Raw genomic sequence first — 14,316 nt, 5'->3', positions numbered from 1 at the left:
TCTTATTTTGTTACGCGCTCTTAATTCGAAGTGGGCAGGTTTTGTGTTGGCCATTCTTGTTATTCTGGGAGGGTTGTCGGTACTTTTTTTTGGAAAACTGGAAAGCAACATTGTTTATTTTGTCACCCCAACGGAACTTTTAGCCAAAGGAGATCTGGCGTATGAAAAACCGGTTCGTCTGGGTGGCACGGTCAAAAAAGGTTCCATTGAGTGGGATCCACAAGCGATCTCTCTCAAATTTTTACTGACAGACGGTTCCAAAGAAATTCCCGTAGCCAGCCATTCCACACCTCCACAAATGTTTCAGGACGATATGGGTGTTGTTGTGGAAGGAAAACTTTTTCGAAATGACTCCTTTCAAGCCGACCGCTTGATGGTTAAACATTCCAATGAATATCGCCCTCCCAAAGAAGGCGAGAAACCCACCCTTCTCTACAAGGACCTTTTGAAATGATTTCTCCCATTAACTGGATTGGAAATCTCTGTATTTATTTGTGTCTGGGCTCTTCGCTGTTTGGCATTGCAACCGCTTACTCTTCAAGTAGATCAGAAAAAGAGGTGCAACTCAAAAGGGCGCGAATGGCTGTTTATGTCAACTTCTTCGCGATGACTACGGCCACGCTGGCCATGATGTTTGCCCTGCTGACAAATGATTTTAGCGTCAGTTATGTGGCCAATGTGGGTGCGCGGGAGACACCGCGGTTTTTTGCGGCCATTTCTCTGTGGAGTTCGCTGGAAGGATCCATCCTTCTTTGGGGTTGGCTCCTTTCGGGATACGCCACTCTTTGCATTTATTGCTATCGCAACGATTTTAAACAACTCATGCCGTGGGTTATTGTCACTCTACTTTCCCTCGGCGTTTTTTTCTATCTGGTGCTGGCCATTCCGGCGAATCCTTTTCAAAGTGTTTATCCGGTTCCCGATAACGGTCCCGGTCCAAACCCACTGCTTCAAAATCATTGGCTCATGTCGCTTCATCCTCCCATGCTTTATCTGGGCTATGTGGGCATGAGTGTTCCTTTTGCTTTTGCTGTTGCAAGTATGGTGACGGGAAAACTTCAGGACACATGGGTTGATGTTACGCGGCGCTGGACTTTGGTAGCTTGGATGTTTCTTTCCATCGCCATTATTCTGGGGGGATGGTGGTCCTACGCGGTTTTGGGATGGGGAGGCTACTGGGCGTGGGATCCCGTGGAGAACGCGAGTTTTATGCCGTGGCTCACAGGCACCGCTTTTTTGCATTCCATCATGGTGCAACAGCGCCGGCAGATGCTCAAAATTTGGAATCTTGTTTTGATCTGCACCACTTTTTTGCTCACCCTGCTTGGAACTTTTTTAACTCGCAGTGGCGTGCTGGACAGTGTGCACGCTTTTACCGAATCGGGCATTGGTCATTATTTTCTGGTTTGCATCGGCATTGCTCTAATTATTTCCGTCGGTCTTATAGTTTGGAGAGCACCGCGTTTCAAAAGCGAGGGGAGGCTGGATCACCCATTGAGTCGTGAGACCGCTTTTTTGTTGGGGAATCTTTTGTTTGTTTGCTTTTGCTTCGTTGTTTTACTGGGCACTCTGTATCCCCTGATTGTTGAAGCCCTGCAGGGGGTGAAAGTTTCCGTAGGAGAACCTTTTTTCAATCAAATGACAGGCCCCTTGGCGCTCATGATTCTTTTCTTGATGGGGGTGGGGGTGGCGATTCCGTGGAAGAGGGGAGACCCCAAAAAATTGTTGAAACTTTTGGTGTGGCCTTCTCTTTTGATGGTTGCGGTCACAACGTTGTCTTTTGTTTTGGGAATAAAAAAAGGATTTGTTTTGGTGACCATTGCTCTGGTTACCCTTTCCTTCTCGATCATGATCTTTGAAATGATCACTGTTTTTATCACGTCCGGAAAACTTTTTTCCGCGAAACCAAAACGCTACGGGGGCTTTGTCGCCCATATCGGCATTCTTCTCATCGCCATCGGCGTTGTCTTTTCGAAAAATTATCAGTTAGACAATCAGGTCAGTCTCAAACAGGGAGAGTCCTTTCAGATTGGGAACTATAAAATTCAACTGGAAAAACTTTACGCGAATCAGGAGCCTCAGCGTTTTGAAATCATTGCGCGCACGGAAATTTTCAAAAATGAAAAACCGCTCAGTCTTCTCAATCCCAAACTCAATTTTTACGCGAACAACCGCGAACCGATTGGGTCTCCCGCTGTTTATTCCACAATAACCAGCGACATCTATCTGACCCTCATGGCGTTTGAACACGACAAGTTTCAGGCCACATTTCGCGTCATGGTAAACCCCGCCGTCTCGTGGATTTGGGTTGGCGGAGGTTTTATTATGATCGGAGTTTTAATCTCCCTGCTCTGGCCAAAGATTGAAGAGAAAAAATAAAAATGATAAAACGCTCTATTCTTTTTGTTGTCATCGTCTGCCCCATTCTTTATTTTCTGGCCTTCGGCTTGACCAGAAATCCAAGGGATCTTCCGTCCGTCATGATCGGCAAAAAAGCGCCGAATTTTTCTCTGGAGACGATGGAAGGCAAAAAATTGACATTGGAATCTCTTACGGGCACCCCGCTTGTTGTGAATTTTTGGGCCACATGGTGCGGTCCCTGTTTCTACGAACATCCGGTTCTTAAAAAAGCCCGAGACCGCTACGAAAAAGAAGGTGTGAAATTTTTAGGTGTTGTCTATCAGGATCAAAAGGAAACGGTTCTCCAATTTTTGAAAGAGGAGGGAAGCCCTTTCCTTGCCCTTCTGGACCCGGAAAGTAAAATGGCCATCAACTACGGTGTTGGCGGCGTTCCGGAAACATTCTTCATCGACGCTCACGGAATCATCCAAGAAAAATTCTCAGGCATCCTCACCACAGAATACATCAACGAACAAATCGAAAAATTAACCAAAAAGTAGCGGCACCATTTTGGTTAAATGCTTATCCGAAAAGTGCCTGCTCTAAAAATTGTCATTCTGAGCCCTTCGCTTTGTCATTCTGAGCGAAGCGAAGAATCTGTTCGGGCTCAGTGTAAACTCCGCGAAGAATCCATTTGTTATCAAGTAGATCCTTCACGGAGTTTACACTGAGCCAAATGGAGATCCTTCGCTTTGCTCAGGATGACAACCATAAAAAGCGCATTTTCCACCATTCCCATCAGGTGTCCGACACCTGTGTAATCGCTTGATTTTTATATGGAATAATTTATCTAAAAAAAGACACAACTTTTTCTAAAAAGTGACGATAAAGTAAATAGAAGAACATTTTTATGACAAACCAAATTCTTTTTACTTTGGGCGGTGTTACCACCGATATTTCAACCCTTGAAGCGGGGCTTTTGGAACTGACTGCATTACCCGGAGCAGATGCAACGACCGTTGAAACTATACAGGGACTTTTAGGCTTCATTACCCCCACCACAGATAACCCTTTTCATAATCAAAGAGCCTTACATCAAGAAATTCTGAGACTGGCTCGCACAGACCCCAAAATTCTCTCCGTATTCATGCGAGCCCTATCTCTTCAAACGGGTTGGCATTCCGTATCAGAGGGAATTCGTTTTGCTCCTGCTCCAGATGTTTTGAGACATTTGCGTTCTGGTCGTTCTGCAAAGAGAGTTGATTCGCGCGGGGTGCCGGAGGTAACAGCGGCCACTTCCGCCCCGAGAAATTCAGGGGCTGTGATAGTGGCCCAAACAGGAAGTGGTGGAGGAAATATCGCTCTTGCTGAACCCTCCGATAAAGAGATTTTGGCTATGACCGACAGGGAATTACTGGCTCTCTTACGGGGTTACGAACAACAGTATTCCCAACGCGCGCTGGATCACTACAAATTCATTCAATTGAGTGATAGAGTCGTGAGATCGAGGGCACTAAAGGTCCTTAAGGCATTTGATGAGATTGGAGAAGATAATATTATAGGCAGAGGAGGATTAACCAGAACCAAAATTCAGAGGGCAAGAGGGGTTCTTCAAAGAGCTACTTACAGGGGTTCCGCTGGAGGCATGACGCATGTTCGGATGTTCGAGCGCATAGTGCAGATAGAGGAAATGATTCAGAGGCCCAAGGTGGTTCGGGTGCTCCTTACTGACATTGATCTTAGCAAGGAGGTTCCGGAATTTAAAGGAGTAGTGAACGAAGACGCAAAATGGGCACTTATCGATCGAGAAATGCAGTCTATACGACAAGCCCCATTTTTAAAAAAAAATTTAGAGAATATAGCCGGGGAAACCGGAAAAAGATTTTTTACACCCGAAGAAGCAATGCAACTTGCAAAAGAATATAAACGGGTCCTTGATCTCGACGTAGAGAGAAAGCGACTTTTAATTGAACGTGGGGTGGTGCTTAGTGTAATCACGAACACTGAAAACAGGAACACTGCAAATTTTGTCGCGGGTTTAGATAAACTTATTCGTGGCAGATCACCAGGTTATACACCTCCAAAAGAAGCTTTTGAGGGCTCGCCTCCGGACGATTTCAAAATGCTTTCCGTAGAGGCAAAGTGGAATGCTGTCCAATCTCGCGCAAAAACGTCGCCACTTGCACTTACACCCGTCGCAAAATTACCATGCTTATTTTGCGACATTTTAAGAGGGGGACATAGTCCAACTTTGTCGGGGCTTCTGACGCCCGAAGAAGCATTCGCCTATATTGTCAACCTTGAGCGTGCAATGACTGCGCACGATTTTTCATTTCATCAATTTGTACTTAGGGAACTAAGAAGGCACATGGAAGAAGCGGCTAATAAGCTCCGACAGGAGCAACGTGACAGAAAAATATTGGAAGGGGCGCCGGCTATTCGTGAAAGGCTTGCGGTACAACTTGGCAGGCTTTCTGGTCCAGCAAGAGAAACAGCGGACGGATTCCTTTCAGAGCTTGATGCCGCGATCCGAAATCAGGATGCAAGAACAGTTGATTCAGCTGTTTATCGTTTAGATATGGCACTTGGATTGGATAAGGGGATGCCTGTTCGGCTTCGGTCGGGAGGACGACGTCTGGGGGATGGCAACAAACACTGGAAAGGCGGCTCCTAATAACCAAAAAGTAGCGGCTACATTCTGGTTAACAAAATATTCAGTTTTTTTAAGATGGCGGCTTTTAATCGTTTGTCACCGATTGTTTGGCACAAGTGTCTTGCCCTCGTTTGACTGAAATGTTTGGGGTAGGTCAATTCCGGAAAAGCTGTGTATTTTTTTCCGCGTCTGCAAGAAATGTAAAGACAGTCCATAAGCGCTTTTTCAGGTGTCGCGAGGGGAAATTTCATCCACGGCGTCCACTCAAATCCGTTGAAAAAACCCGGTTCCACTTTGTGGATCACAAATGTCGCGACGGGGGTTTTTATAATACGGCCGTGCGCGGTGCTTGCGACAGTGATTGTCTGAGGTATCTGGCTTATCATCCCGTGCATGTGCAACGCGCTTAAAAACGAGACGTAAAACTGTTGCGAAGGGCCAAGAAACGGCACCAGTAGAAATGGACTGAAACGCTTGTCTCCGGTGAGGGCCCACACGCCGCGCAGGACCCTCGTTACGACGCCTTTCTCCTCAAGCCTTGCCAATTGCTGGCTGACAGAAGCGGGCCCGCTTCCGGTAAGGGCCGCCATTTCCCGCGTGCTGAAAACAAGCCGGTCCAATTCCTGCACGGCCATCCACACATTTTTTTTCACAAATCCTCCGCTCCCATCATCGTCAAAACCGCAAGCTGGATTTCTTCCCATCTTTCCGGGTGCTGGTATAACTCGGCATCTTTTGGGTCGAGGTAGGCGCAAACGGTGTCCCTGTATTGTTCAAAACTAACGGACAGAATAATATCTCTGGATTTTTTGATTTCGGAATCGGCAATTTTTTTTCGAATCTTTTGTGCCGTGAAGGCATCCATCTGTGTGGAAAGCAAAAAGAGATCGAAGATGTCACGGGCTTGGGGAACCGCACGACCGGTGACGGCGGAAATTTTCTGCAGGACGGCCAGATCAATGGGATAGTGCGATACGATAAGCGGGGGCAGACGATACTCGGAAAGAACGTGTCCGTCTATCGCCTCCGAAACGGCTCCGCCGGAAACGGCTCCGGCCTTCAGCCCCCGACGGGAAAATTCCACTTTTGTGAACAAATTCTCGCCTGCCTGATTGATGAGATGCACCTTGAACCTTTGCACCGTCTCTGTTTGTTTCGCGGAGGCCATGCTGGGCGGAATGATTTTTTCGACGCGGTGGGGACGAAGAGCGGCGAGCAGGGACGGAGCGGACAAAATAGACATCACAGCATCTCGAAGCGAATGCACCGCAATGCCCGCAACATCAATATCCATGTCTTCTGAATAGCGTATACTGCGGAAAAAAAAACGCAGATTGGTGCCGCCCTTCAGAGCATAGGACCCAACCTTGAGGCGTCGGACAAGATGTCTCAAGAAAACAAGATGAAACACCTCGCGTTGTTGTAAGGAATAAGTCATACTCAATAATGTATTCTAATATATGTTTTCGTGAACTGCAAGACTTTATTGGAAAGGGTCTACGGCACCCCATTCGTGCCGTGGCAGGCGGCGCATCCGGTTATGCCGTCCCGAATCGCGTTGTTGTGGACGGTTACAATATCGGTGACGCCGGTCCGGTCGACCAGATGGATGTTATCCAGATTGTGGCATAGGGTGCATTCGGATTTGCTCCACCCGATGGAATGTTTTGCCTGATTCAGTGAAAGGCCACCGGGAGTGTCGAGGAGATCACCGTAATCTTCCCCACCGTTGGTGGCGGTTCCACCGCAAGCGGTCAGACAAAAAGCGGCGAATCCAAAAAACATAAAAAATGTAATGCGTTTCATTTTTTGGAATTACCCCTTCCTGCGTGACATTGCTGACAGTATTCAATTCTGTGGCAAGCGTCGCACTTGCGAGGATTGGCTCTCGCCTCTATGGAATGATAGAACTGAAAATTGCGTCCGTGCATTTTTTGTTGAACCGTGTCGCGTCTTTTGTGACAGTCAATGCAGAACATGGCGTTTGTATGACATTGCGTGCACAACCTCGGATTTTGTTTCGCGTAAGACTCGTGTTTTGAAATCCAACCCGCCTTGTGGTTTTCCGGTTTCGGGAATTTTTCATTCACATGGCAAACCTTGCACTCCTGCGTTGCTCCGGGCATCAAGGGTTCCGGACTGTTGTGGCATTTGTGGCAACCAAGCCGGTTGATTTTTTCACGTTTTTCAAAAGATTCGGGGTCTGCGTGACAAGTTTCGCACGGAATTTTTTCCGACTCAAAAAAACCCGTGTGCATTTCGTGATCAAACAAATCGAAGGGATGTTGTGGTTTCTTTTCCTTTGCCGTGACTCCACCCGCCATGAAGAAAAAAAAGACCGTGAAAAGCAAAAGTAGTTGGAGATATTTTTGTTGTCGCATAGTTATCAACTCCCCCTGTCAAAATGATAGTCAACGCGGAAAGACCCTCTACTGTCTTTGTTAAAGAAACTGTTTTTGTTGTACTCAAAACCGCCGGAGAGGGTCAAGCCCTTTGCCACTTCATAACCCGTCCATCCGGTTACGGAATAAGCGTTGTCGTTGTTGTTGGTGATCTTTTTATATTTCGTGAAATCGAAAAGAAGATTGGCGTAAAATTTATCCGTGAATTGTTCGTGGATATTGGTTTTCGCCCCGTTGAGATGTCCACCAAAACTTCTTTCGTAGTAGTAACCGGGTGTGATGCTAAGCCCGATGGAGTTGGCCGTAAAACGAAGCGATGCATCTGCCAGATGACTATTCCGAAAATCATTCCTCAACACTTCGGTGTTGCGAAAGGAATAATTTTCAATGAGGTCGAGCCAACCGTAAACCAGTGTCCACGTTGAAGAGAAACGACCACCCATCATCCGTCCCGCTGTATAAAGAGCTTGGACGGTGGTCCGGTCGCTTTGACGGTTGGTGTTGAAATAGTTGAATTCCAAATTGAGACGGATTTTTCCTGTGGGGTAGATATCAAAGCCGGCTGTGCCAACATCAAGCACTTTCGCCGCCGTGTTGTATTCCATAAAACCATAAAGCATCGGCGTTGAACTCACGGCGAATTGATGCGAAAAATTGCCGCTCACAAAAACTTCATCATTGTGCTTCACGTCCATCCAATGAATGTTGATTTTGCGCCAAGCTCCGTGGACTCTGATGTTGGTGCGTGACAGGTTTCGCGATCCGATGGAGACGCCAGTGATCAGTCCATCATTCTTATTAAAGTCGCCCACTTCAACACTCCGGGGAATGCCGGAGTAGGCGATAAAATCAACGTACTTCCATGGAGCAACCGTTGTTTGAATGCCGTCTAACGTTTCAACGAAAAAACCCTGATTGACGAACTGGCGACCCGCATCGATTTGGAGCGCTTCAAGAGGCGTGTAGTGAATGACGGTTTGGTAAAGATCAAATTCATCAAGTTTTCTGTCGAAATCGCGAAACTCCCGCATGTTGGTTTCGCCACCAAGATGCCATGAGGGTTGGGCGAAGGACATCCCGAAATATTCATTCACGGGAATTTCTCTCTGACTGCTTGTATTTTTGCGCACCTGACCGATGACATCGTTATCAAGATGAAATTCGCCGGCACTCAACGGGAGTGAAATGAGAAGAAGTGGTAGAGCAAGGATAAAGTTTTTTCTTAGCATCGCGTGATTAGGGCACCTAAAAACTTCGCTTGTCATCCTGAACCCTTCGCCATTATTGTCATTCTGAGCGGAGCGAAGAATCTGTTCGCGCTCAGGGTAAACTCCGTGAAGGATCTATCTGATAACAAAGTAGATTCGGAGCACAGCGAGGAATGACAAATTGTGGTTTTCACAGGCGCTCATTACTTTGTGCGCATGTTTCTAACATAAAAATGAAGGGCATGGCAACATTGGTTTTTGGTCCATGGTCCATAGTCCATGGTCCATTGTCCTTCACGGGCACGGGGGGCGCGAAGGGATCGCGGATGTTGTGGCGCTGTGACAATATTTTCCACACAGGCGGGAGGTGGAGCCGGTGTTGTAGGAACGCCGACCGTTAAAATGGCAAGAGCCGCCTGTTCCACTACAGGAGTTTTGAATGGCGGGAACGCTGTTGGGATCATCGGTATAAGACGGGCGTTGTCCGTAGACATCGGTGAAGAGAGGGCTGGACATAAGATAGGTGAGATGTGCGGAGTTGGTCATGCCGCCGCAGTTGTTAGGCACCACGGGTTCCCATACTTCGTGCCAACTGGAAAGGTCGTAGGCTTTGTGAGGGTAGGCCCAGTGACAACGGTAACATTCGGATTGTCCCTCCAGAAAAATTTTGGTTTGGCTGTCGGTAAAATTCACGGCGGATCCGTGGCAGTCTTTGCAGTTTGCATCGGTGGAAAGAGAATTGTAGAGGGCGGAGTAATAAGTGCCGTGGCCTGTGAAAGACCATGACCCCGTGTGCGTGATGCCGTTGGTATGACACTCTGTGCATTGAAAATCGAGACCCGCAACGCCAATGTTTCTGCTGTAATCCGTTCCATGGCATTGGGCGCAAGGCGTTGTCTCTCCCCTTTGCATGTTCCAGATGAATCTGTCTCCGTGAAAACGATCATCCCGAACGGCCGCATTTTTTGTTTTGTCAGGCGTCATCCATTTTGAATCGGTGTGCGGGAAATCGCTATGGCAACGCGAGCAGGCGGGGGCTTGGGGAGTTCCCTGAAAAGTGGTGCCATGGCAGTTGCCCGCGGCGCAACTATTTTTGAGTGTTCCGTAAGCTTTGGGTCCGTGATTGATTGCTGTCTTCCATCCGGTTTCGTGGGGATAATTGGTATGACAACTGTAACAAGAAATTCCTGAAGACCCTCCCTTGAGATCGCTTCCATGACATGTTTTGCAGGAAGTTTTGTCGTTCGCTAAAGTAGTCAAAACATATTTTCCGTGTCCGTCGTAATTTTTCCATCCCAAAAGATGGGGATAGAGAGCATGACAGGAAGAACAGGAAATTCCGGAGAGACCGCCTCTGAGGTCCGTGCCGTGGCAGGCTGTAGTGCAATTTTGTTGTCCGTTATCTCGCACAAAATTTCCGTGTTTGAGAGGATTTTTCCAATCGGTCTCGTGGGGATATTTTTCATGACATCGAAAACAGGAAACACCATTGGTGCCTCCCTGCAAATCAGCGCCATGACAGTTTTTGCACACCGACTTTAAATCTCCTAGTGCTTTTACTCCATGTTTTTCAGGTGAAGCCCACCCTGTGGCGTGGGGATAGAGCAGGTGACACGAGTCACAGGAAATTTTTGAAAGTCCGCCTTTCAAATCGGTGCCGTGACATTGTGTGGTGCAATTTTCTTTTCCGTTGGTTGAAACGTAAGTCCCGTGATTTTCTTTTTTGTCCCAGCCGTCGGAATGGGGAAAGAGGGAATGACAGGAATTGCAGGCGCTGGTTTGATGGCATTTGCTGCAAACGTCGGAAGTGTTTTTCAGAACCCACACGCCGTGGGTGGCGGCGTCTTTCCATTCTTTGGAGTGGGGAAAAATGGAAGGCGTTGCGGGTGGCGCCGGATTATCTCCTGTTGCGGGTGCCGGTGGAGTCTCTATTTTCTCGGCAGGAGCTGGAGTCGTGGCGTTTGGTTTTGCTTCGCCGCACCCGTACAGAATAAAAAGAGAGCACAACGCCACTCCCCAAAAAACAGTCACGATCTTGTTCATGGGGGACAAGAGATAAAGATTTTAATGAAGATTGCCAATGATAAAGGTTATGCGTCTTTACGGAGCTGTTGTGAATCTCCATGGTGGTTGTGTTCCAAACCGGTTTCCTGCCAGATCCGTGATATTTGGCAAAACGACTACTTCATATGTTGTGCCATAAGACATAGATCGCGGTTGTATAAACTTGAACTCAATTGCTGTGCAATTATTGATGTCGCGACAGCTTGTACTCCCTGTAACGGAATAACCATTTAGTGGTGCTACAGAGATAGCATTTGAAACGCTCGAGTATGATACCGGTTCATTAAAATAGAGAAGGATATATCTCCCCACGGGTACATTTGTCGCGTTAGCAACGGGATCGGTACGAAGAATGCGCGGAGGGGTGGTATCTGGAAGCCGTGTTGAGAAAGTCGATTGGAAATTCTGCGCCATGGAAGCGCCTCCCCAATCTTTGGCTTGGGTTGTTACGGTGATTACGTATGTTATATTTGTTAGCAAAAGATTGGATGAAGGAGGTAGCGTCAGAGTTGCCCGTCTACACCAATCCTGACTGCATCTAACCGTAGCCGTAACATTGACTCCCCCCATTGTTTTTAAAGTCACTGTGCCTGTCTGTTCAACACTTGTTTTATCCATGGCCTCGTTAAACTGAACTGCAATACTGTTTGACGGTTCCACATTTGTTGCCCCTTGAGCTGGCGTGGTGGAAACGACAACGGGAGGTCCGTTGCGTTGGATGGAAGTTGGAGGAGTCCCCACGCCGCAGTCGGGTAGCAGAGGAGGTGTAGTGGCAGAGCGATGGCAGTAATCGCAAGGAGCTATTGCAAAAGATTTATAAGCACGGAGACCATCTTTATGACAGGAACCGTTCGTGCCTCCACCACAGGTAGCGGCAGAATCAAAAGGGGAAGACACACTATGATGTTCGTCAACGTAGACCATGTGTGCATAGTTGGTTGCATCTCTCTGACCGCAAATATTCAAATCAACAGGTTCCCATGAATCACCAGACCAAGTGATGTGGGGATAAAGTTTATGACAATCATAACAATTGGATTGTGCGGTTAAACCAGCATCGGTAGTTTGGGTGTCAAAACCGACCGGTTGACCATGACATTTCCAGCAAGATGCGGTTGTGTCAACGGATTGAAAACGGCTATCCGAGAAAAATTTTCCATGTCCGGTTCCCAACCGCCACGCTGGCATGTCTTTGTGTGTAACGCCGTTTAGGTGACACTTCGTGCATTGAAAATTGAGACCCGCAACAGCAATGTCACGGTCATAGTTGACTCCGTGGCACATCGTGCAATCCGTTGTGTTCCCACTCAAGGATTTTCGGATGAACGCGTTTCCATGGAAATGATTGTCGCGAGTTGCAGCATTATTTGTTGCCGGTTCGAGCGTTGTCCACGTTGAAGGGTGTGGAAATTCATGGCAGTCGTAACAATTTTTGTGACCGTTGATTCTTCTTTGGAAGTCGCCATTGCTATCGCTATGACAGCCTTTGCATGCGTTAATGCCCGCACTTAGGGCACTGGCACCATGTCCCTGCGGTTGACCTTCAGGTACAACCCAACCTGCAGGATGGGGATAAACAGTGTGACATCCCACGCAACTATTTCCGCGAGTGGTGCCTGTCACGTAAGCAAGATTCACTCCATGACAATGTGCGGTAGCACAGGAAGTGGTGCCACTGTTGCTGGGATTACCGACGTAATTTCCATGTCCCTGTGGCTGACCCGGTGGCATTACCCAATCATCTGTGAGATGGGGAAAGGAAGGGTGGCATTTAAAACAGGAAGGCTGATTGTGTAGGCCGCCGCTATAATTATTATTGTTACTCTCATGGCACATCTTACATTCTTTAATGGCGTTTTTTACATCTTCTCTAGTTGGACTTCCGGTTCCCAAAACATAATTCCCGTGTCCTTCGTACTCCTTCCAAGCCGCTGATTTTTTTTCGTGAGGAAAGGAGAGATGACAGCTAAAGCAATTTTGTCTGTTGGGACCCTTTGGTATTTGAAGATCGTCACCATGACACTTTTCGCACTCGTCCGTTCTTTTAGAGTAGGTGATCTGAACCCTTTCACCATGTCCCCCGGTAAACGGTGTCCACACTGCAGGATCGGGGTGGGGAAAATCCTTGTGGCAGGTGTAACAATTTTTACCATTCAAAATGGTTTGATAATCCGTACCGTGACAGCCTTGGCAAGCTATGATGCCCAGATTGTAGGCTACAGCCCTGTGTTCTATGTTCCACTCGGTAGAGTGCGGATACAGATTATTATGACAACCGCTTTCAGAGCAGGTCCTCCCGGAAAGCCCCCCTTTCAGATCAACGCCATGACATTGAGTAGTACAATTACCTTTGCCATTTTCAGCGACAAATTTGCCGTGATTTTCTTTTTTGACCCAGTCGGCGGGGTGCGGGAAAAGTTTGTGGCAAGAAGCGCATTGGGGAGCTCCGCCGGCCGTGGCGGCTTTGGCAACGGTGTCACCCTTTTCATGGCATTTTAAACAGATGGTAACATTATTTTGAACGACCCATACGCCGTGCGAGGCAGGGTTCGCCCATTCTTTGGAATGGGGGAAGATGGGACCGGCATTTACAGAAGGAGGAGCGAGATTTCCTGCTGTTCCGGAGGGTGTCCCCCCTGTTCCTATCTGGGGTCCGGCGCCGCCGCCGGGGGTGGTTGCGGGCTTTCTTTGGGAGCAGGCGGAGATAAGGACGAAAGATGCCACGCCAAGTCCAACAAGCACAATAAGCCGCTTTGCGACCTTATTTAAGCAAAGCATACGAAGCTATTTTAAAGAATCCGTCAAAATTTATCCAGTGTAGTTTCCGTTAGAAAAATTCTTAAAAATCCTTGTTTAGGTCTTGACATTTTTTGGTTGATATAAGAAGTAGCCCCGTCGGGGTAGTTCCTTCAAATAAAAAAAGATTTTTGAAAGCCTTTTTGGCTTCAGGCTAAAAGGGTTGAGTGGATTTTTTGTCTTTAATGTGGGAGTAGGATGCTCTTTGAAAACTAAATAGCGTAATTTTATGTCAGTCGTTAAGTGGGCTCATTCATTTCAATGAATGCGATGTTTCAAAATTAAGTAGTCGCAGTAATGAACTACTCCAAATATAACTGGAGAGTTTGATTCTGGCTCAGAACGAACGCTGGCGGCATGCCTAACACATGCAAGTCGCACGGGAAGTCCGGGGCAACTCGGATTGTATAGTGGCGCACGGGTGAGGAACGCGTAGGTAACCTACCTATTACTGGGGAACAACCTGTCGAAAGACGGGCTAATTCCGCATACGTCGGCACCATATTTTGGTGTCGAGAAAGATGGCCTCTTCATGAAAGCTATCGGTAATAAAGGGGCCTGCGTCCGATTAGCTAGTTGGTAGGGTAACGGCCTACCAAGACTTCGATCGGTAGCTGGTCTGAGAGGACGACCAGCCACACTGGCACTGAAACACGGGCCAGACTCCTACGGGAGGCAGCAGTGGGGAATATTGGACAATGGGCGAAAGCCTGATCCAGCAATGCCGCGTGAGCGATGAAGGCCTTCGGGTCGTAAAGCTCTGTCAGAGGGGACGAAAACTCAGTGGAAACAATACTCCATTGACTTGACGGTACCCTCAGAGGAAGCACCGGCTAACTCTGTGCCAGCAGCC

The 14,316-nt window shown here is 47.7% G+C and carries 11 protein-coding genes and 1 rRNA gene; 5 read left to right on the top strand and 7 right to left on the bottom strand.

Going from position 1 to position 14,316, the window contains the following annotated elements; all coding sequences use genetic code 11:
• The first annotated feature begins 7 nt into the window (after positions 1 to 7).
• From HY877_04230 to HY877_04215, 4 genes are all read left to right on the top strand, one after another.
• Positions 8 to 454, top strand: a complete 447-nt coding sequence (locus HY877_04230) for a cytochrome c maturation protein CcmE (protein MBI5299484.1) — start codon at positions 8 to 10, stop codon at positions 452 to 454.
• Positions 451 to 2,379 carry a heme lyase CcmF/NrfE family subunit gene (locus HY877_04225; GenBank protein ID MBI5299483.1) on the top strand — a complete coding sequence of 643 codons (1,929 nt, stop codon included), beginning with the start codon at positions 451 to 453 and terminating at the stop codon, positions 2,377 to 2,379. Before HY877_04230 ends, HY877_04225 begins: the two co-directional genes overlap by 4 nt.
• 2 nt (positions 2,380 to 2,381) lie before the next feature.
• Positions 2,382 to 2,900 carry a DsbE family thiol:disulfide interchange protein gene (locus HY877_04220; protein ID MBI5299482.1) on the top strand — a complete coding sequence of 173 codons (519 nt, stop codon included), beginning with the start codon at positions 2,382 to 2,384 and terminating at the stop codon, positions 2,898 to 2,900.
• 350 nt (positions 2,901 to 3,250) lie between these two features.
• Positions 3,251 to 5,014: a hypothetical protein gene (locus tag HY877_04215; protein MBI5299481.1), complete on the top strand. Its 1,764-nt coding sequence runs from the start codon at positions 3,251 to 3,253 to the stop codon at positions 5,012 to 5,014.
• Positions 5,015 to 5,031: 17 nt separating this feature from the next.
• Here HY877_04215 and HY877_04210 read toward each other — a convergent pair whose 3' ends face one another.
• From HY877_04210 to HY877_04180, 7 genes are all read right to left on the bottom strand, one after another.
• Positions 5,032 to 5,646, bottom strand: a complete 615-nt coding sequence (locus HY877_04210) for a type IV toxin-antitoxin system AbiEi family antitoxin domain-containing protein (protein MBI5299480.1) — start codon at positions 5,644 to 5,646, stop codon at positions 5,032 to 5,034.
• A complete protein-coding gene (locus HY877_04205) occupies positions 5,643 to 6,431 on the bottom strand; it encodes a nucleotidyl transferase AbiEii/AbiGii toxin family protein (protein ID MBI5299479.1) in 789 nt (262 codons plus the stop codon). Before HY877_04205 ends, HY877_04210 begins: the two co-directional genes overlap by 4 nt.
• A 59-nt stretch (positions 6,432 to 6,490) precedes the next feature.
• Positions 6,491 to 6,799, bottom strand: coding sequence for a hypothetical protein (locus HY877_04200; GenBank protein ID MBI5299478.1), 309 nt, complete (start codon positions 6,797 to 6,799; stop codon positions 6,491 to 6,493).
• The gene (locus HY877_04195; GenBank protein MBI5299477.1) at positions 6,796 to 7,374 is read right to left on the bottom strand and encodes a hypothetical protein; all 579 of its coding nucleotides are present in this window, start codon (positions 7,372 to 7,374) and stop codon (positions 6,796 to 6,798) included. The genes HY877_04200 and HY877_04195 overlap by 4 nt, the downstream gene beginning before the upstream one ends.
• Positions 7,375 to 7,379: 5 nt before the next feature.
• Positions 7,380 to 8,624, bottom strand: coding sequence for a hypothetical protein (locus HY877_04190; protein MBI5299476.1), 1,245 nt, complete (start codon positions 8,622 to 8,624; stop codon positions 7,380 to 7,382).
• A 273-nt stretch (positions 8,625 to 8,897) separates the two neighbouring features.
• Complete coding sequence (locus HY877_04185) at positions 8,898 to 10,646, bottom strand: hypothetical protein (GenBank protein ID MBI5299475.1); 1,749 nt, start codon at positions 10,644 to 10,646, stop codon at positions 8,898 to 8,900.
• 57 nt (positions 10,647 to 10,703) lie between these two features.
• Positions 10,704 to 13,409, bottom strand: a complete 2,706-nt coding sequence (locus HY877_04180; GenBank protein ID MBI5299474.1) for an Ig-like domain-containing protein — start codon at positions 13,407 to 13,409, stop codon at positions 10,704 to 10,706.
• A 368-nt stretch (positions 13,410 to 13,777) separates the two neighbouring features.
• Between HY877_04180 and HY877_04175 the strand changes: the two genes are divergently transcribed.
• Positions 13,778 to 14,316: ribosomal RNA gene (locus tag HY877_04175) — 16S ribosomal RNA — on the top strand; the annotation flags it as partial.

It is taken from the genome of Deltaproteobacteria bacterium (genome assembly GCA_016213065.1).
Lineage (GTDB): Bacteria > UBA10199 > UBA10199 > SPLOWO2-01-44-7 > SPLOWO2-01-44-7 > JACRBV01.
Note: the sequence above shows the minus strand (reverse complement) of the source record. Positions and strands in the feature narration are given on the sequence as shown.